Consider the following 15,919-nt stretch of genomic DNA (forward strand, 5'->3'; position numbering starts at 1 on the left):
AGGGCGACTGTGTGGGTTGGCGCCTTTCTTTGCCCCGCGTTTCTTTGGCGCAGCAAAGAAATGCGGGTCGGGGTTCGGGGGTGAAGCCCCCGAGGGCTCTCACGAAGCGAAGCCATCCGCCGCCCACCGACAATCCGCCCCCCTCGCGCACCCCAAAGCGCCAGGCATTCACACATCCCTCCGCAACATCCCCCCGCCAACATGCCCAGCCCCTGCCGCATCGCCGTCTTCTACGACGGCACCTACTTCAACAAGGTCACCAACTACTACCTCTACCAGCACGAGCGCCGCGCGCGGCTGTCCATCAAGGGCCTGCACGACTTCATCGTGGCCGAGGTGGCCAAGGCCGAGGGTGCGGATCCGCGCCTGTGCCAGATCGTCGACGCCAGCTACTTCCGCGGCCGGCTCACCGCGCAGATGGCGCAGGAGCGCGACAAGCTGTTCGGCGAGCGCCTGTTCGAGGACATGCTGCTGCGCGCCGACGTGAACCTGTTCCAGCAGCATGTCTCGGTGCTGGCCGATGGCAGCTTCGAGGAGCGCCGCATCGACGTCTGGATGGCGCTGGAGTGCTTCGAGGCGACCCAGCTCAAGCATTACGACGTGGTGGTACTGCTGACCGGCGACGGCGACTTCGTGCCGCTGGTGCGCAAGCTGGCCGGCCTGGGCACGCGCGTGATGCTGCTGGGCTGGGACTTCAGCTTCGAGCGCGAGGGCAAGCAGTACCGCACCCAGGTCTCGGGTGCGCTGCTGGACAAGGTGCACTACCCGGTGATGATGGACAAGGTGATCGACGCGCGCGAACGCCGCGCCGACCCGCTGGTGAACAACCTCTTCCTCTCGCGCCCGGCCGACCTGCCGCCGCGCAACGCGCCGGTGCCCGCGCCGGCCCCCGCCGAAGTGGAAGACGCGCTGGAGCGCCCGGGCGTGCTGGTGAACTGGTTCCCCGACAAGGGCTACGGCTTCATCCGCCCGGTGCTGGGCGGCGACAACCTGTTCTTCCACGTCTCGGAGCTGCAGGATTGCGCGGCCGACCAGCTCTATCTGCAGTGCAGCCTGAGCTACCTGCTGGCACGCGGCGACCGCGGCCCGGTGGCCAAGCAGGTGCGCCTGCTGGGCGAGGACGCGCCGCCGCTCTGAGGCCGGGCCACACCGCCGGTCCAGCTGCTTGATTGAGACCAAAAGCTGCGTTTTTTGGTCGCACGCAGCGCCTGGGTGCGCGCGCGCCGGGCGGCGGGGCTAGCCTGGGCTGCCGCCCGCCCGAGCCCCCGCCATGCACCGCCGCCTTGTCCTGTCCACGCCGCTGGCCTTGCTGGCCCCACCCGGCGGCGCCGCAGTTCCTGAGGGCACGGCCCCGGCTGCGCGGCCGCTGCAGCTGGTCAACACCGTCTACCCGCCCTTCGTGAACCCACCGGGCCACCCGGACGGCGAGGGCATCGACGTGGAGATCGCCCGCGCCGTGCTGGAGCGCCTGGGCCTGCGCTGTGAGCTGGAGCTGGTGCCCTGGAAGCGCGCCCTGCTGATGCTGGAGTGGGGCCGCGCGGACTTCACCACCACCATCAGCCGGCGCGACGACCGCGACCGCTACCTGCTCTGGTCAGCGCCCTACCGCAGCGGTGCCAACTACCGCTTCTATTGCCTGCCCGGCGGGCCGGCGGTGAACAGCCTGGCCGACCTGCGCGGCCTGCGCCTGGGCGTGGTGGCGGGCTTTCACTACCCGCCCCCGCTCGTGCAGGAAGGTGGCGCGCGCCTGGTGCCGGGGCGGGACATCGCCGCCCTGGCCGCCATGCTGCGCGCCGGCCGTACCGACTGCATGGTGGTGACCGCCATCGCCGGCGCCTGGGAAGTGCGCCAGCTTGGCCTGGAACAGCAGCTGCTGCGCCAGGCCTTCGAGCACCACTCGGACAGCCCGAACTACCTGGCCTTTTCGAGGGTCCGCACGGAACCCGGCTTCATGCCGCGCGTGGACGCGGCGCTCAAGACGCTGGCGCAGGACGGCACGCTGGCGCGCATCGAGCGCAAGGTCCGGGTTTGATCAGCCTTTCAGCCCTTCAGGCCTTCGGCCTTCATGGCCTCCTGCACCGCCGGGCGCGCGGCCACGCGGGCGCGGTAGGCCGCCAGATGGGTGAAAGGCGCCAGGTCCACGCCCACCAGCTGGCCCCAGTTGCTGACCGTGAAGAGATAGGCGTCGGCCACGCTGAAGCCGCTGTCCAGCAGGTACTCGCGGCCGGCCAGCTGGGTGTCCACCCAGGCGAAGAGCTTGAGCAGGCGCTCGCGGATCAGGGCCTTGGCGGCGTCCGGGAAGGCCGGGTTGAACAGCGGCCCGAAGCCCTTGTGCAGTTCGCTGGTGGTGAAGTTCAGCCACTCCTGCAGGCGCGCACGCGCCAGCGTGCCGTTGGCCGGCGCCAGGCCCTTGTCAGGGTGCTGGTCGGCCAGGTACTGCACGATGGCCGGGCCCTCGGTGAGGCGCTCGCCGCCGTCCAACTCCAGCACCGGCACCGAGCCCTTGGGGTTGATGGCGTAGAAGTCGCCGCCGTCGGTCGTCTGGTGCGTCTTGGTGTTGACCTTGACCAGCTCGAAGGGCAGGCCGAGCTCGCGCAGCACGATGTGGGGCGAAAGGGAGCAGACGCCGGGGGCGTAGTACAGCTTCATGGGGGTCCTCCTGAGTGAACGAAGGCGCGCACCATAGGCCGCCCACCCTCAGCCCCGCAGCGCACGCGGGAATGCGCTTTCTGTCAGCTGCTCAGAGCGCCGCCACCCCGGCCGCCGCAATCTGACCGTCCTGGCTGGACAGCACCCCCGACACGCCGATGGCACCCAGGTAGCTGCCGTCCGCCGCCACCAGCGGCAAGCCGCCCTCGATCGGTGTGGCGCCGGGCAGGCTCAGCAGCACGGTGCGGCCGCCCTGCACCGCGTCTTCGAAGGCCTTGGTGGGGCGCTTGAACAGGATGGCGCTGCGGGCCTTGGCCTGCGCCACCTCCACGCTGCCGAGCTGGGTGCCGTCGGCGCGCTCCAGGTAGATCAGGTGGGCGCCGGCGTCGACGATGGCGATGACGACATGCCAGCCCTCCGCCACCGCCTTGGCGCGCGCGGCGGCGGCCACGCGGCGGGCGTCTTCAAGGGTGAGCTGAACGGTGCTGTGCATGGTGGTCTCCTAGAAAGGGAGGCATTGGAACCGCCGCCGTTCATGCCGCCGTGCCTGCATTTCGCCCGGCCCTTCCGCCATTCGCCCGCCGCGGCGGCCCGTCATGCGTGCGCGCCAACACAATGCGCGCCGTCCCATTCCAAGAAACCCCCATGCTCAAACGACTCTCCGTGCTGGCGGCCCTGCTGAGCGCCGTGCCGCTGGCGGCCGCGGCCGCCCCGACGATCGAGCTCAAGCCCTGCCGGCTCAGCGGCGTGGCCACCGAGGTGCAGTGCGGCCAGCTCCAGCGCCCGCTCGACCCCACCCAGCCGCAGGGCAAGACCATCGACCTTCACGTGGTGGTGGTGCCCGCGCTGGCGCGCAACAAGCTGCCCGACCCGGTGGTCTTCCTGGCCGGCGGGCCGGGGCAGTCGGCCGTCAAGCTGATGCCGATGCTGACCGGCCGCCTGGCACGCCTGCAGCAGCGCCGCGACCTGGTGTTCGTGGACCAGCGCGGCACCGGCAAGTCCGCCCCGCTGGAGTGCCCGGAGGAGCGCCATCTGCCCGTGGCCGAAGGCCTGGACCTGGAGGCCAATTACCGCCGCACCGATGCCTGCCGCGCCGAGCTGGAGAAGCTGCCGCATGGCGACCTGCGCCAGTACACCACCGTCATCGCCATGCAGGACCTGGACGCCGTGCGCGAGGCCCTGGGCGTGGCGCAGTGGAACCTGATCGGCGGCAGCTACGGCACGCGCGCCGGGCTGGAGTACCTGCGCGCCTTCCCCACCAAGGTGCGCCGCGCCGTGCTGGACGGCCTGGCCCCGCCGGACATGGCCCTGCCCCTGTCCTTCAGCCCCGACAACCAGGCCGCGCTGGACGCCTTGCTGGCCGCCTGCGAGCAGCAGCCGGGCTGCGACAAGGCCTACCCGAAACTGGCCGAGCAATGGCAGCGCCTGCTGGCCAGCCTGCCGCGCGAAGTGACGCTGCAGCACCCGCTCACCGGCAAGCTGGAGAAGGCCATGCTGCAGCGCGAGCATGTGCTGCGCGCGGTGCGCGGGCCGCTGTATGTGCCGGCGTTTGCCAGCGCCCTGCCCGCCGCCATCGCCAGCGCTGCGGACGGCAACTTCAACGCGCTCAGCGGCCTGCTCAGCAGCATGGGCGGCCGGCAGACGGCGCTGGCCCTGGGCATGCACCTGTCGGTCATCTGCGCCGAAGACTTGCCGCGCATGGCCGAGGCGAAGGAAGCGGCAGGGCGCGACTACGGCCGTGCCGACGCCCAGTTCTACGGCCGCATGTGCCAGCAATGGCCGCGTGGCAGCGTGCCCGAGGCCTTCTACACACTGCCGCCGGCGCAAAGCCCGGTGCTGCTGCTCAGCGGCGGTGCCGACCCGGTGACGCCACCCCGCCACGGCGAGCGCGTGGCCAAGGCCCTTGGGCCTAAGGCCCTGCACCAGGTGGTACCGGCCGCCGGCCACGGCGTGATGGCCCTGCCCTGCATGCGCGAGGTGGTGAACCGCTTCATCGACGCCAAGACCGATGCCGAGGCCCTGGGCGTGAAGACCGACTGCGCCGCCAAGATGCCGCGCCCGCTGGCCTTCGTGCCGCCCGACCCCAGCCTGCCCAAGCCCGACAAGAAGAACGCGGAGGTGAAGCCATGATCACGCTCGACCAGATTGCCAAGCGCTTCAAGGCGCCCGCCCCCAAGGCCAGCGGCCTCGGTGCCCTGTTGAAAAAGCCCGCCGCCAGCTGGGTGGATGCCGTGAAGTCCGTCAGCCTGCAGGCCGGCAACGGCCGCATCACCGGCCTGCTGGGCCCCAACGGCGCGGGCAAGACCACCAGCCTGCGCATGCTCGCCGGCCTGTTCCAGCCCGATGCCGGCCGCATCGAAGTGGATGGCATTGACGTGCTGCGCGAGCCTCAGGCCGCGCTGGCGCGCATGGGCATCCTGGGCGATGCCCATGGCCTGTACCCGCGCCTCACGGCGCGCGAGAACATCGTCTACTTCGGCCGCCTGCAGGGCCTGAGCCAGGAACAGGCCGAAGCCCGCAGCGAAGCCTTGAGCGAGCTGCTGGATCTGAAGAAGGTCATCGACCGCCGTGCCGAAGGCTTCAGCCAGGGGGAGCGCATGAAGACCGCGCTGGCCCGCGCCCTGGTGCACGACCCCGCCAACATCGTGCTGGACGAACCCACCAATGGGCTGGACGTGCTGGCCACCCGGTCCTTGCGCGAGGCCCTGCGCGTGCTGGCCCGCGAGCAGGGCAAGTGCATCGTTTTCTCCACGCACATCATGCAAGAGGTCGAGTACCTGTGCGACGAGGTGGTGGTGGTGAGCCGCGGCAGTTCGGTCGCGCGCGGCACGGTGGACGAACTCAAACAACAGGCCGGCTGCGAGCGCTTCGAAGACGCCTTCGTGGCCCTGGCCTTCGGCAATGAAAAGGAGGCTGCGTGATGACAACGCCGAGCCTGATGAACCATGTCGCCATCGTGTTCCTGAAGGAACTGGTGGACGCCCTGCGCGACCGCCGCACCCTGCTGCGCCTGGCCGTGCCGGCGCTGCTGATGGGCCCGCTGATGCTGATGATGCTCAGCGGCCTGATCGCGCAGTTCGAGAGCCGCGCCGAGCAGCGCGAGATCGTGGTGCAAGGCATGCAGCACGCCCCTACGCTGCGCAACTACCTGGAGCGCCAGAACTACACCATCAAGGAAGCCCCGGCCGACTACGAGGCGCGGCTGCGCGACAGCAAGCTGGCCGACCCCGTGCTCGTGGTGCCGGACGACTTCGAGGACAAGCTGGCCCGCGGCGACGGCCCCGAGCTGGAGCTGGTGACCGACAGCGCCAACCAGCGCGCCAGCGCCGGCAGCGGCGTGATCAGCCGCCTGGTGGAGGGCTTTGGCCGTGAGCGCGCCGGCCTGCACCTGATGCTGCGCGGCGTCTCGCCCGAGCTGCTGCGCCCGGTGGACTTGAACGAGCGCGACCTCGCCAGCCCCGGCGCCCGCGCCTCGCGCATCACCAGCATGATCCCGATGTTCGTCATCATGGCCGTGCTCTATGGCTGCCTGACCGCCGCGCTGGACAGCACCTCGGGCGAGCGCGAACGCGGTTCGCTGGAGCCCCTGCTGATGAACCCGGCCAAGCCGCTCGGTATCGTCAGCGGCAAATGGCTGGCCGTGGCCCTGCTGGGCGCGGGCGTGACCAGCCTGTGCAGCTTGAGCTTCATACCGGCCCAGCTGCTGCTCAAGAGCGACGCGCTGGCCGCGATGTTCCGCTTCGGCTGGGGCGAGGTGGCGGGCTTCGCCCTGATCCTGCTGCCGCTGTGCGCCGCCCTGGGTGCGCTGCTGATGGCCGTGGCCATCCGCACCAAGACCTTCAAGGAAGCCCAGGCCAGCGCCACCCTGGTGATGACGGTGGTGAGCCTGGCCCCGATGGTCTCGATCATGAACCCCGGCGGCGACGCCCCCTGGTACTTCTGGATCCCGGGCCTGGGCCAGAACCAGCTGATGATGCTGGTGCTCAAGGGCGAGCCCATCACCCTGCTGCAATGGGGCCCAGCCGTGCTGACCGCGGCGGTGCTGACCTCGGCCTGCCTGGTCTACGTGGCCCGGCATATGCGGGAGGCGGTGAGCCGCTGAACCGCTGAACCGCTGAGCGGAGCATCTGGGTGGAGGCGGCTATGGCCGCCATCCACGCTTTCGATTGGCCGCAGACGCGGCCTTTCTTCATCATGGCGGCCCGTTCAAGAACCCGGAGTTCCGTCATGGCCAAATCCGCCTCCTTCGGCGTCCTGCACCTCGGGGTCGCGTTCGGCGTCAGCTATGCGCTGACGGGCGATCTGGCGATCGCCGGTGCCATCACCTTCGTGGAGCCGGCGGTCAACACCGTCGTGCACTACTTCCACGACAAGCATTGGGGCCGGCTGAGCGCCTGGTGGGCGCAGCGCCGTCAGGCCCTTTCGATGCGGGCCGCGTAACAGCCACGCCGCGCATGGTGCGCGTGCAGGAAAGCCACCTGCGGGTCGGCCAGGAAGCGCGCGATCAAGGGCTCCAGCGCCGCGCCCTCGGCCACTTCGGCGTCCACCATCATCCCGTCGGCATCGAAGGCGCGCAGCGAGATCAGGCGGCGGCGGATCGCGTCGGGCAGCGCGCCCACGGCCTCGAAGCGCTGCGTCGCGCCCTCGCGCACGAAGATCGCGTGCGTGCCGCGGTAGGGCGTGTCGGCTTCCAGGTAGCAGTGGTTGAGCAGCAGCACGGTCTCGCCGGGTTCGGCGTCGCGCAGCTCAATGCGGTCGGGCGCGGCGTGCGATTCGGTCACGCGCAGGCGGCGGGCGCCGCGTGCCTGCAGCTCGGCGTCGGACAGGCTGTAGAGGGGCAGGAAGGCTTGTGGGTCAAGGCCCAGGACTCGGTAGGACATCGGGAACTCCAGATCGGTGCGGCCATTCTGGAAAGCCCGGCGGCGCGGTTGCGCTGAAAGCGGACATGGTGTTCGGCCTGCCGGCGCGCTTCGGTATGCGAAGCGCGCGTTTCGGTCGCGCCTGGGCGGCGGCCGTCGCGCCGCCAGCCCGTCGCGAAGGGAGCTTGCGCAGCATGAGCAACCTCGCCACTACTGAAAGTCTGCGATGTCCCATGCCTTCGCGGCGGCAGCGCCGCCGCTCTCGCCTCCGACCGGCTTGGCGCGGCGCCTGCTCGACGGCAGCGCCGCCCTCTGGTTCACGCTCGCCCTCGGGGGCCAGCTGCTGTTCGCCGCCTACCTGGTGGCGGCCTATTTGCTGCCCACGTTGCAGGGCCGGTTCGATGCCTGGAACCTCAAGCTGCCGAATGGCTACACGCCAGGGGATGCCTGGGGCAATGCCCTGGTCGGCCTGCACCTGCTGTTCGCGCTTTTGATCCTGGTCGGCGGGGCGCTGCAGTTGCTGCCACCGCTGCGGCGCACGCTCCCCGCGCTGCATCGGGGCATAGGCCGTGCCTATCTGATCGCCGCCGCCGTGATGGCCATCGGCGGTCTGCTGCTGGTGTGGACACGGCCGGCCGTCGGCGGCCTGGGCCAGCACCTGGGCATCAGCTTCAACGCGCTGCTGATGCTGGCCTTCGCCGGGCTGGCCTGGCGGGCCGCGCGGGCGCGCCGCATCGAGGCGCACCGCGCCTGGGCGCTGCGGCTCTTCCTGGCGGTCTCGGGCGTGTGGTTCTTCCGCCTGGGCCTGCCGCTGTGGCTGATGTGGCACGGCAAGCCGGTGGGCTTCGACCCCAAGACCTTCGACGGCCCTTTCCTGACCACCCTGGCCTTTGCGCAGACCCTGCTGCCGCTGGCGGTGTTCGAGCTGCTGCGTGCTGCCCGGCGCAGCGCCCGTCCGGCCTTCCAGGTCGCCGTGGCCCTGCTGCTGGGCGCCCTGGTGCTGCTCACCGCCGCGGGCCTGTTCGGCGCCTTCCACATGCTCTGGAGCCCGCCGCTATGAATCTGAACCTCCCCCGCGCCGCCGCCTGGTCGGCCGCCTTTCTGGGCCTGGGCTATGTGCTCAGCTTCGTGTTGCAGACGACGCTGTTCAACCCCGGTGGCCCGCTGACGCCGACGACCCGGCTGGACTTCGTGCTGGAACACCGACGCGCCTGGCAGGCCTGGCTGCTGCTCTACCCGGCCCAGGGCCTGGCCCTGGGGCTGCTGGCGCAGGGCCTGCACGAACGCCTTGCAGCGCGCGCGCCGGGCTGGATGGCGCTGGCCACGCCGCTGGCCTGGGTCTGGGCCGCGCTGCTGATCGCCAGCGGCTTCATCGGCATCCTGGGCGTGGAGGTGCTGGCGCGCCAGCCAGCGCGCGAGGGCCTGCTGGGCCTGTGGCTGGCCCTGGGCGTGGTGCAGGACGCCCTGGGTGGCGGCAACGAGCTGGTGGGCGGCGTCTGGGTGCTGCTGATCGGCGCCGCGGCCGCCCAGGCGCAGGCCTGGGGGCGCGGGCTGATCGGGTTCGGCACCTTGATCGGCCTGGGCGGGGTGCTGAGCATCTGGCCGCCGCTGCAGGAGGCGGTGATGCTGTTCGGCCTGGGCCAGATTCCCTGGTTCCTGGCGCTGGCCTGGGTGCTGGCCCGGCCACAAGCCGCGCGCGCTGAGGGGCTGGTGGCCGCGTGAGGTCAGCCGCATCGTTGCCACTATCGTGATGGCCATGTCCCCCACCCTGCCCAAGCCGCGCGGCTGGCGCCAGCTGTTCGGCTGGCGCCGCGTGCGCGCCACCGCCATCACCTGCGCCGTCGTGGCCGCCCTGCTCAGTCTGGCCTGGGAATCCAACCTGCTCGGACTGTGGCTGCGCGTCTTCGGCCTCGGGGCGGTGCTACTGCTGGTGTTCGGCCTGCTGGAGCAGTGGCCGCGCCAGCTGCCGCGCTGGCTGGCGCGCTGGGCCCTGCAGGTGATGGGCGTGGGGCTGGCCGTGCCCATTGCCACGCTGGCCCTCTACATCGCCAGCACGCAAGCCGGCGCGCCGCCCTTCTGGATGGACGAGAAGCGCGTGGCGGGCTTCGCCATGTTCACCATCCTCGGCGTGCTGTTGGCGCCCTGGGTGGCGCTCTCGGCCCTGGTCAAGCAGCGCGAAGCCTGGGTGACCGAGCAGGCTCTGGCCTTCGAGCTGGAGCGCAGCGAGCTGGCGCGCCAGGCGCTGGATGGGCGCATGCGCCTGCTCAGCGCCCAGGTGCAGCCGCATTTCCTGTTCAACACCCTGGCCAATATCCAGGCCCTGGTGGAAACCGGCAGCACGCGTGCGCCTGCCGTGCTGCAGAGCCTGATCGACTACCTGCGCGCCGCCGTGCCGCGGCTGGATGAGGCCGGCCACCGCCTCGGCCAGGAGCTGGAGATGGTGCGCGCCTACCTGGACCTGATGCAGCTGCGCATGCCCGACCGCCTGCAGATCGCGGTCGAGTTCGACCCCGGCGTGCTGAAGCTGCATTGCCCGCCGCTGACCCTGCTGACCCTGGTGGAGAACGCCGTGCGCCATGGCATCGACCCGAGCGAGGACGGCGGCCGCATCGAGCTGCAATTGCGGCGCGAGGATGGCCGCTGCCGCGTCACGGTGCTGGACACCGGCGTGGGCCTGGGCGCCAGCGGCCGCGGCCTGGGCACCGGGCTGAAGACCCTGCGCGAGCGCCTGGAGCTCGTGTTCAATGGCGAGGTGCAGCTGCAGCTGCACGCCGTGCAGCCGCATGGCGTGCGCGTGGAACTGAGCTTCCCGGCCCTGGAGATTGCCGCTTGAACGCACCGCCCACCGCCCTGATTGCCGACGACGAACCGCTGCTGCGCGAGCTGCTCATCCAGCGCCTGGCCAAGGCCTGGCCGGAGCTGCAGATCGTGGCCGAGGCGCGCAACGGCCGCGAGGCCATCGAGCAGTTCGAGCGCCTGCAGCCCGCCATCTGCTTTCTGGACGTGCACATGCCCGGCGTCAGCGGCGTCGAGGCGGCGCGCGCCATCGGCCGGCGTGCGCATCTGGTGTTCGTCACCGCCTACGACCAGTACGCGCTCGAGGCCTTCGAGCATGGCGTGCTCGACTACCTCGTCAAGCCGGTGACGCCGGCACGCCTGGCCGAAACGGTGTCACGCCTGCAGGAGCGCCTGGGCAGCCCGGTGGTGCACAGCGAAGAACTGCTGCTGCGCCTGGCCGGTCAGCTCGCGCAGCAGCTGCGCGGTGGCGGGGCGGCCGGGCCCGCCGCCGGGCCGGAGCGCCTGCGCTGGTTGCGCGCCAGCGTGGGCGACGCGCTGCTGATGATTCCGGTCGAGGCGATCGACTACCTGAAGGCGGACAGCAAGCTGACCCTGGTGGCCTACCGCGACGACCAGGGCCGCGCCGCCGAGGCCCTGATCCGCCTGCCGCTGAAGGAGCTGCTGGCCCAGCTGGACCCGGCCCGCTACGCCCAGGTGCACCGTGCCGTCGTCGTCAATCTGGACCAGGTGCGCCGCGTGCGCCGCGCCGAGAACGACACCGCCACGCTGGAGCTGCGCGGCCGCAGCGAGACCCTGCCGGTCAGCCGCAGCTATCTGCACCTGTTTCGGGAGATGTGAGCAGCCAGGCCCTTTCGCGTGGCTTCCCGTAGTGTTAACAGGCCCTAGTTGCGATGCCGGTCGCGCGCAATCTGCGCCCGCTCGGCCATGGCACGGGTCGATTCGTCCAGCTGCGGCGGGGCGGTCTGATCCATCAGGCGCTGGAACTCTTCGAGCGACATCTCCAACTCCTCCACCTGCGGGCGCCGCGCTTCCAGATGGGTGCGGCGTTCGCGCAGCCCGCGCGGTGGGCCCTCATCACGCTGCCGCCGGTCGCGCCCGCAGCGGCGTTCTTGCGCGGACGCACCGGAAGCTGGCCGGGCACCAGGGAGGGAAGCAGGTGTAGGCATGGGCGCAAGGATGACAGGTCCGCGCCGCGCTGAAAACCACTTCCCGTCCCCTGTTCAAGCTAGTTCGGGTTATTCCCCTCACGAGCTCAGCGCGCGCGCAACTCCAGCAGCGCCGGCGCCAGCAGGCGCAGGCCGAACACCCCCACCAGGCTGCCGCACAGGCGGTTCAGGGCCCGGCGGCGCGCCGCATAGACGCGCTGCACATGCGGATTGCCAAAGGCCAGCGCCAGGAACAGATGCCAGACCAGGGCATTCAGATAAACCAGCAGCACCGCCGCGGCGCTCAGGCCCCAGCCGCCCCCCGGCGGCAGCAGGGCCGCGAAGGCACTGCTGAAGAACAGCGCCGTCTTGGGGTTCAGGATGTTGGTCAGAAAGCCGAGCCGGAAGGCCTGTACGCCGCGCAGCTGTGCGGCTGCCCCGAGGGCCGCCGCGGCCGCGGCACCGGAGCGCAGCAGGCGCCACGCCACCCACAGCAGGTACAGACCGCCGGCCACCTGCGCCCCCTGGCGCAGCAGCGGGTGCAGCGCGAACACCGCGCCCACGCCCAGCACCGCCAGCAGCGCCCAGGTGAAGGTGACGCAGGTGATGCCCAGGCAGGCCAGCACCGCCGCCCGCCGCTGCCCCGAGGCCGCCAGCTGCCCCACAAGCAGGAAATTGGCGCCCGGCGTCACCAGCACCAGCCAATGCAACAGGGCAACGGAGATCAGTGCACTCAGCATGGGCGGTCGGGGCTGCAAGGGAAAAGGGGGCGGATCTTAGGCAGGCCGCCGGCCCCAGCCCCCACCCGGTTACGGGGAAACCCCGACACTGCGCCGATGACCGCTGTCGCCACCGCCCCTGCCACCACCCGCCCCTGGCTCGTTCACCTCAAGTTGCTGGGCATGGCCGGGCTCTGGGGGGCGGCCTGGCCGGCCGGCAAGGTGGTGGCCAGCCAAGCACCGGCGCTGTCGGCCAGCAGCTGGCGTTTCGCGCTCTCGCTGCTGCTGCTGCTGGGCTGGCTGCTGGTGCGCTCCGGCGCGGCCACGCTGAAAGCGCTGACGCCGCGCCAATGGGCCGGCCTGGCACTCGGCGGGGCGCTGGGCGTGTTCGGCTACGCGGCCTTCTTCCTGATGGGTCTGCAGCACCTGCCGGCCGGCCGCGCCGCCCTGGTGGTGACGACCAACCCGGTGCTGACCCTGCTGCTGGCCGCCTGGCTGCTGGGCGAGCGCCTGAACACCCGCATTGCCCTGGGCATGGTGCTGGCCGTGGGCGGCGCCGCCGTGGTGCTGACGCATGGCAAGCCCTGGACCCTGTTCACCGGCGGTGCCGGCGTGGGCGAGGCCCTGCTGCTGGGTTGCGTGCTGTGCTGGAGCGGCTACACCCTGCTGGGCAAGAAGCTGCTGGGCGGCATCGACGCGCTCACCACCACCACCGTCACCGCCGGCTTCGGCCTGAGCCTGCTGCTGCTCAGCGCCGCGCTGTTCGAGCCCGCCGGCCTGGCCCTGCCGCTGCAGCTGGGCCTGGGCTGGTGGGGCGCCCTGCTCTTCATGGTGGTGGGCTCCACCGTGCTGGCCTACGCCTGGTACTTCGAGGGCGTCGCCGCGCTGGGCGCCGGCGCGGCCTCGGCCTACATCAGCCTGGTGCCGGTGTTCGGCGTGGCCATCGCCACCTTCTGGCTGGGCGAGGCGGTGGACGCCTCCCTGCTGGCCGGCGGCGCGCTGGTGCTGGCCGGCATGGTGGTGATGAACAAGGCGCGCCGCTGACCTTCGGCTGACCCGGTGCGGCTGGCGACACTGCCGGCCCCCTCAAGGAGCCCGTCATGCGTCTTGCCGCCTTCGCCCTGGCCGCCCTGCTCAGCACCCCGGCCTGGGCCGAGCTGCCCGTCGTCGCCAACCCCGACCACGAGGCGGTGCTGGCCAGCACCGACCCGCAGCTGGCCGCCAACAAACGCCTGGTCTACGACTTCTGGCGCGAGGTCTTCGAGGCCCGCCAGCTGGAGCGCGCCGCGCAGTACCTGCACCCCGACTACAAGCAGCACAACCCGATGGTGGCCATCGTGGCCGAGGGCGATCTGGTGGTGCTGAGCTTCGTGGCCACGCGCCAGGACGCCGAGGGCAAGCCCTACACCACCACCTGGTTCGACCAATTCCGCGTGCAGAACGGCAAGATCACCGAGCACTGGGACCCGGCACTGAAGCGCTGAGCTCCCTCAGGGCTGGGTGCTCTGCTCCATCCAGCCCAGCCAGCGCATCGCCTGCTCGCGGCTGTCGCCGCACATCTCGGCGCTGGGCTCCAGCGAGCCGCAGACGGCCGGGCGCTCGGGCTGGCCGAAGATCCTGCAGCGGTCTTCCTCGTCCAGCTGGATGCAGCGCACGCCGGCCGGCTTGCCGTTCGGCATGCCGGGAATGGGTGAGGAGATCGAGGGCGCGATGCAGCAGGCAGCGCAGCGGGGGCGGCATTCCATGCGCCGATGTTGCCGCACATCAAGGCCACCGCCCGCCCGCACGGGCAGCATCGCGGCAGGAGACCCTCTCATGACACAACGATTCGATTCGCTCGGCGCCGCCGTGGACGCCGTGCTCGCCCGCATTCCGGGCCCCATCGTGCTCGGCCTGCCGCTGGGCATCGGCAAGCCCAACCCCTTCGTCAATGCGCTGTACCGCCGCATCAAGGCGGACCCGACGCGGCGCCTGGCCATCGTCACCGCGCTCTCGCTGGAAAAGCCCAGCGGCAAGAGCGAGCTGGAGCAAGCCTTTCTGGCCCCGCTGGTGGAGCGAGTGTTCCGCGACTACCCCGACTTCGACTATGTGAAGGACCTGCGGGCCCAGAGCCTGCCGCCCAACATCGAGGTGCGCGAGTTCTTCATGAAGACCGGCGACTACCTCAACAACCTGGCCGCCCAGCAGCACTACATCAGCACCAACTACACCTTTGCCGCGCGCGATCTGGTGGGCCAGGGCATCAATGTGGTGGCGCAGGCCGTGGCCGAGCGCTGGCAGGACGGCCAGCAGCAGCTCAGCCTCTCCAGCAACCCCGACCTCACCGCCGAGCTGGTGGAGCGCTGCGCCGCTGCCGGCCGGCCGCTGCTGAAGATCGCCGTCATCAACCGCCAGCTGCCCTTCATGGAAGGCGCGGCGGTGGTGGCGGACTTCTTCGACGCCGTGGTCGACTGCCCCGAGGGCACGCACACCCTGTTCGGCCCGCCCAACGGCAAGATCAGCACCACCGACTACGCCATCGGCCTGCACGCCAGCTCCCTGGTGCAGGACGGCGGCACGCTGCAGATCGGCATCGGCAGCCTGGGCGACGCCATTGCCCAGGCCCTGATCCTGCGCGACCAGCAGGCCGAGACCTACCGCCACATGCTGGCCACGCTGTGCCCCAATGGCGAAGAGGGCCTGGCCGGCCGCGAACTCGGGCCATTCCAGGAGGGCCTCTACGGCTGCTCGGAAATGTTCGTCAACGGCCTGCTGCAGCTGATGCAGGCCGGCATCGTGCGCCGCCGCGTGTTCGACGACCTGGCCACCCAGCTCGCCGTCAACGAAGGCCAGCTGGACCCCGCCACCTTGAGCGGCGGCGTCTGCATGACCGGCGGCTTTTTCCTCGGCCCCGGCAGCTTCTACCAAGCCCTGCGCGACCTCACCCCCGAGCAGCGCGCGCAGATCGACATGACGCGCATCGACGCCATCAACCGCCTGGACGCCCACGGCGGCGCGGCCATGGACCTGAAGCGTGCGCAGCGCCGCAAGGCCGCCTTCATGAACACGACGATGAAGGTGACGCTGCTGGGCGCGGCGGCCTCCGATGCGCTGGAAGACGGCCGCGTGGTCAGCGGCGTGGGCGGCCAGTACAACTTCGTGGCCATGGCGCATGCGCTGCCCGATGCCCGCTCCATCCTGATGCTGCGCGCCACCAAGGAAACCGCCGACGGCCCGGTCAGCAACATCGTCTACCGCTACGGCCACTGCACCATCCCGCGCCATCTGCGGGATGTGGTGATCACCGAATACGGCGTGGCCGAGCTGCGCGGCTGCAGCGACACCGACATCGTCAAGCGCCTGCTGGCGATTGCCGATTCACGCTTCCAGGACGAACTGATCAAGGAAGCCAAGCAGCACGGCAAGCTGGAGGACGACTGGCAGCTTCCCGAGGCCTACCGCCACAACACCCCGCAGGAATTGGACGCCAAGCTGCACCCCTTCACCGAGCAGGGCCTGCTGCCCGGCTTCCCCTTCGGCACCGACCTGACGCCCGACGAACTCAAGATCGTGGCCGCGCTGCGCCGGCTGAAGAAGGCGACGCAGAACCCGGTCGAGCTGGTGAAGCTGGCGATGAAGGCCTTCTGGGAAGGCAAAGAAGCCCCGCCGGCCTACCTGGAGCGCCTGGGGCTGGATGAGGCCCAGGGCTTCAAGGCGATGTTCATTCGGAAGTTGTTTGCGGGGAATTTATGAATTGCCCTGGCCACCT

The 15,919-nt window shown here is 70.6% G+C and carries 18 protein-coding genes; 13 read left to right on the forward strand and 5 right to left on the reverse strand.

The annotated features are described in order from the left end of the window. Positions 1-201: 201 nt before the first annotated feature. Together ACE3QP_RS16620 and ACE3QP_RS16625 are read left to right on the forward strand one after the other, a co-directional pair. Positions 202-1,137, forward strand: coding sequence for an NYN domain-containing protein (locus ACE3QP_RS16620; RefSeq protein WP_374437605.1), 936 nt, complete (start codon positions 202-204; stop codon positions 1,135-1,137). 133 nt (positions 1,138-1,270) lie between these two features. Beyond that, complete coding sequence (locus ACE3QP_RS16625) at positions 1,271-2,032, forward strand: substrate-binding periplasmic protein (protein WP_374437606.1); 762 nt, start codon at positions 1,271-1,273, stop codon at positions 2,030-2,032. Positions 2,033-2,040: 8 nt separating this feature from the next. Here ACE3QP_RS16625 and gstA read toward each other — a convergent pair whose 3' ends face one another. Further along, positions 2,041-2,649, reverse strand: coding sequence for a glutathione transferase GstA (gstA, locus tag ACE3QP_RS16630; protein WP_374437607.1), 609 nt, complete (start codon positions 2,647-2,649; stop codon positions 2,041-2,043). Positions 2,650-2,740: 91 nt separating this feature from the next. Next, a complete protein-coding gene (locus tag ACE3QP_RS16635; protein ID WP_374437608.1) occupies positions 2,741-3,142 on the reverse strand; it encodes a heme-binding protein in 402 nt (133 codons plus the stop codon). Between the two features lie 152 nt (positions 3,143-3,294). Here ACE3QP_RS16635 and ACE3QP_RS16640 point away from each other — a divergent pair, with 152 nt between their 5' ends. The 4 genes from ACE3QP_RS16640 (at position 3,295) to ACE3QP_RS16655 (ending at position 7,089) form a co-directional block, all read left to right on the forward strand. Beyond that, complete coding sequence (locus ACE3QP_RS16640; RefSeq protein WP_374437609.1) at positions 3,295-4,779, forward strand: alpha/beta hydrolase; 1,485 nt, start codon at positions 3,295-3,297, stop codon at positions 4,777-4,779. Next, positions 4,776-5,570 carry an ATP-binding cassette domain-containing protein gene (locus ACE3QP_RS16645; RefSeq protein ID WP_374437610.1) on the forward strand — a complete coding sequence of 265 codons (795 nt, stop codon included), beginning with the start codon at positions 4,776-4,778 and terminating at the stop codon, positions 5,568-5,570. Before ACE3QP_RS16640 ends, ACE3QP_RS16645 begins: the two co-directional genes overlap by 4 nt. After that, positions 5,570-6,751: an ABC transporter permease gene (locus ACE3QP_RS16650; RefSeq protein WP_374437611.1), complete on the forward strand. Its 1,182-nt coding sequence runs from the start codon at positions 5,570-5,572 to the stop codon at positions 6,749-6,751. The genes ACE3QP_RS16645 and ACE3QP_RS16650 overlap by 1 nt, the downstream gene beginning before the upstream one ends. Positions 6,752-6,876: 125 nt before the next feature. Next, entirely contained in the window at positions 6,877-7,089 is a 213-nt protein-coding gene (locus ACE3QP_RS16655) for a DUF2061 domain-containing protein (RefSeq protein WP_198112974.1), read from the forward strand. Here ACE3QP_RS16655 and ACE3QP_RS16660 read toward each other — a convergent pair. Further along, positions 7,062-7,529, reverse strand: a complete 468-nt coding sequence (locus ACE3QP_RS16660) for a DUF1203 domain-containing protein (RefSeq protein ID WP_374437612.1) — start codon at positions 7,527-7,529, stop codon at positions 7,062-7,064. The two genes, ACE3QP_RS16655 and ACE3QP_RS16660, sit on opposite strands and share 28 nt — an antisense overlap. A 205-nt stretch (positions 7,530-7,734) precedes the next feature. Here ACE3QP_RS16660 and ACE3QP_RS16665 point away from each other — a divergent pair, with 205 nt between their 5' ends. From ACE3QP_RS16665 to ACE3QP_RS16680, 4 genes are read left to right on the forward strand one after another with little or no spacing between them, the layout of a single operon-like run. Then, entirely contained in the window at positions 7,735-8,568 is an 834-nt protein-coding gene (locus ACE3QP_RS16665; protein WP_374437613.1) for a DUF2306 domain-containing protein, read from the forward strand. Beyond that, positions 8,565-9,230: a hypothetical protein gene (locus ACE3QP_RS16670; RefSeq protein ID WP_374437614.1), complete on the forward strand. Its 666-nt coding sequence runs from the start codon at positions 8,565-8,567 to the stop codon at positions 9,228-9,230. Before ACE3QP_RS16665 ends, ACE3QP_RS16670 begins: the two co-directional genes overlap by 4 nt. A gap of 34 nt (positions 9,231-9,264) precedes the next feature. Next, complete coding sequence (locus tag ACE3QP_RS16675; RefSeq protein WP_374437615.1) at positions 9,265-10,341, forward strand: sensor histidine kinase; 1,077 nt, start codon at positions 9,265-9,267, stop codon at positions 10,339-10,341. Continuing rightward, a complete protein-coding gene (locus tag ACE3QP_RS16680; protein ID WP_374437616.1) occupies positions 10,338-11,144 on the forward strand; it encodes a LytR/AlgR family response regulator transcription factor in 807 nt (268 codons plus the stop codon). The genes ACE3QP_RS16675 and ACE3QP_RS16680 overlap by 4 nt, the downstream gene beginning before the upstream one ends. 415 nt (positions 11,145-11,559) lie before the next feature. Here the strand turns inward: ACE3QP_RS16680 and ACE3QP_RS16685 are convergent, their stop codons facing one another. Next, a complete protein-coding gene (locus ACE3QP_RS16685; protein WP_374437617.1) occupies positions 11,560-12,192 on the reverse strand; it encodes a LysE family translocator in 633 nt (210 codons plus the stop codon). Between the two features lie 96 nt (positions 12,193-12,288). Here ACE3QP_RS16685 and ACE3QP_RS16690 point away from each other — a divergent pair, with 96 nt between their 5' ends. Continuing rightward, on the forward strand, positions 12,289-13,215 hold the full coding sequence (locus tag ACE3QP_RS16690; protein WP_374437618.1) for a DMT family transporter: 927 nt from the start codon (positions 12,289-12,291) through the stop codon (positions 13,213-13,215). A gap of 56 nt (positions 13,216-13,271) precedes the next feature. Next, positions 13,272-13,655, forward strand: coding sequence for a hypothetical protein (locus ACE3QP_RS16695; RefSeq protein ID WP_374437619.1), 384 nt, complete (start codon positions 13,272-13,274; stop codon positions 13,653-13,655). 6 nt (positions 13,656-13,661) lie between these two features. Here the strand turns inward: ACE3QP_RS16695 and ACE3QP_RS16700 are convergent, their stop codons facing one another. Further along, complete coding sequence (locus tag ACE3QP_RS16700; protein WP_374437620.1) at positions 13,662-13,916, reverse strand: YkgJ family cysteine cluster protein; 255 nt, start codon at positions 13,914-13,916, stop codon at positions 13,662-13,664. A gap of 70 nt (positions 13,917-13,986) precedes the next feature. Here ACE3QP_RS16700 and ACE3QP_RS16705 point away from each other — a divergent pair, with 70 nt between their 5' ends. After that, positions 13,987-15,903 carry an acetyl-CoA hydrolase/transferase C-terminal domain-containing protein gene (locus ACE3QP_RS16705; RefSeq protein ID WP_374437621.1) on the forward strand — a complete coding sequence of 639 codons (1,917 nt, stop codon included), beginning with the start codon at positions 13,987-13,989 and terminating at the stop codon, positions 15,901-15,903. The last annotated feature ends 16 nt before the right edge of the window (positions 15,904-15,919 follow it).

Origin of the sequence: Inhella sp., assembly GCF_041912635.1 — a bacterium.
Classification (GTDB): domain Bacteria; phylum Pseudomonadota; class Gammaproteobacteria; order Burkholderiales; family Burkholderiaceae_C; genus Inhella.

What these genes read in the sequence shown, in the direction of transcription:
- ACE3QP_RS16635 (WP_374437608.1), bottom strand. Translation starts at nt 3,142, where the DNA reads ATGCACAGCACCGTTCAGCTCACCCTTGAAGACGCCCGCCGCGTGGCC.
- ACE3QP_RS16675 (WP_374437615.1), top strand. Translation starts at nt 9,265, where the DNA reads ATGTCCCCCACCCTGCCCAAGCCGCGCGGCTGGCGCCAGCTGTTCGGC.
- ACE3QP_RS16665 (WP_374437613.1), top strand. Translation starts at nt 7,735, where the DNA reads ATGTCCCATGCCTTCGCGGCGGCAGCGCCGCCGCTCTCGCCTCCGACC.
- ACE3QP_RS16660 (WP_374437612.1), bottom strand. Translation starts at nt 7,529, where the DNA reads ATGTCCTACCGAGTCCTGGGCCTTGACCCACAAGCCTTCCTGCCCCTC.
- ACE3QP_RS16695 (WP_374437619.1), top strand. Translation starts at nt 13,272, where the DNA reads ATGCGTCTTGCCGCCTTCGCCCTGGCCGCCCTGCTCAGCACCCCGGCC.
- ACE3QP_RS16650 (WP_374437611.1), top strand. Translation starts at nt 5,570, where the DNA reads ATGACAACGCCGAGCCTGATGAACCATGTCGCCATCGTGTTCCTGAAG.
- ACE3QP_RS16690 (WP_374437618.1), top strand. Translation starts at nt 12,289, where the DNA reads ATGACCGCTGTCGCCACCGCCCCTGCCACCACCCGCCCCTGGCTCGTT.
- ACE3QP_RS16700 (WP_374437620.1), bottom strand. Translation starts at nt 13,916, where the DNA reads ATGGAATGCCGCCCCCGCTGCGCTGCCTGCTGCATCGCGCCCTCGATC.
- ACE3QP_RS16655 (WP_198112974.1), top strand. Translation starts at nt 6,877, where the DNA reads ATGGCCAAATCCGCCTCCTTCGGCGTCCTGCACCTCGGGGTCGCGTTC.
- ACE3QP_RS16640 (WP_374437609.1), top strand. Translation starts at nt 3,295, where the DNA reads ATGCTCAAACGACTCTCCGTGCTGGCGGCCCTGCTGAGCGCCGTGCCG.
- ACE3QP_RS16625 (WP_374437606.1), top strand. Translation starts at nt 1,271, where the DNA reads ATGCACCGCCGCCTTGTCCTGTCCACGCCGCTGGCCTTGCTGGCCCCA.
- ACE3QP_RS16645 (WP_374437610.1), top strand. Translation starts at nt 4,776, where the DNA reads ATGATCACGCTCGACCAGATTGCCAAGCGCTTCAAGGCGCCCGCCCCC.
- ACE3QP_RS16670 (WP_374437614.1), top strand. Translation starts at nt 8,565, where the DNA reads ATGAATCTGAACCTCCCCCGCGCCGCCGCCTGGTCGGCCGCCTTTCTG.
- gstA (WP_374437607.1), bottom strand. Translation starts at nt 2,649, where the DNA reads ATGAAGCTGTACTACGCCCCCGGCGTCTGCTCCCTTTCGCCCCACATC.
- ACE3QP_RS16685 (WP_374437617.1), bottom strand. Translation starts at nt 12,192, where the DNA reads ATGCTGAGTGCACTGATCTCCGTTGCCCTGTTGCATTGGCTGGTGCTG.
- ACE3QP_RS16705 (WP_374437621.1), top strand. Translation starts at nt 13,987, where the DNA reads ATGACACAACGATTCGATTCGCTCGGCGCCGCCGTGGACGCCGTGCTC.
- ACE3QP_RS16620 (WP_374437605.1), top strand. Translation starts at nt 202, where the DNA reads ATGCCCAGCCCCTGCCGCATCGCCGTCTTCTACGACGGCACCTACTTC.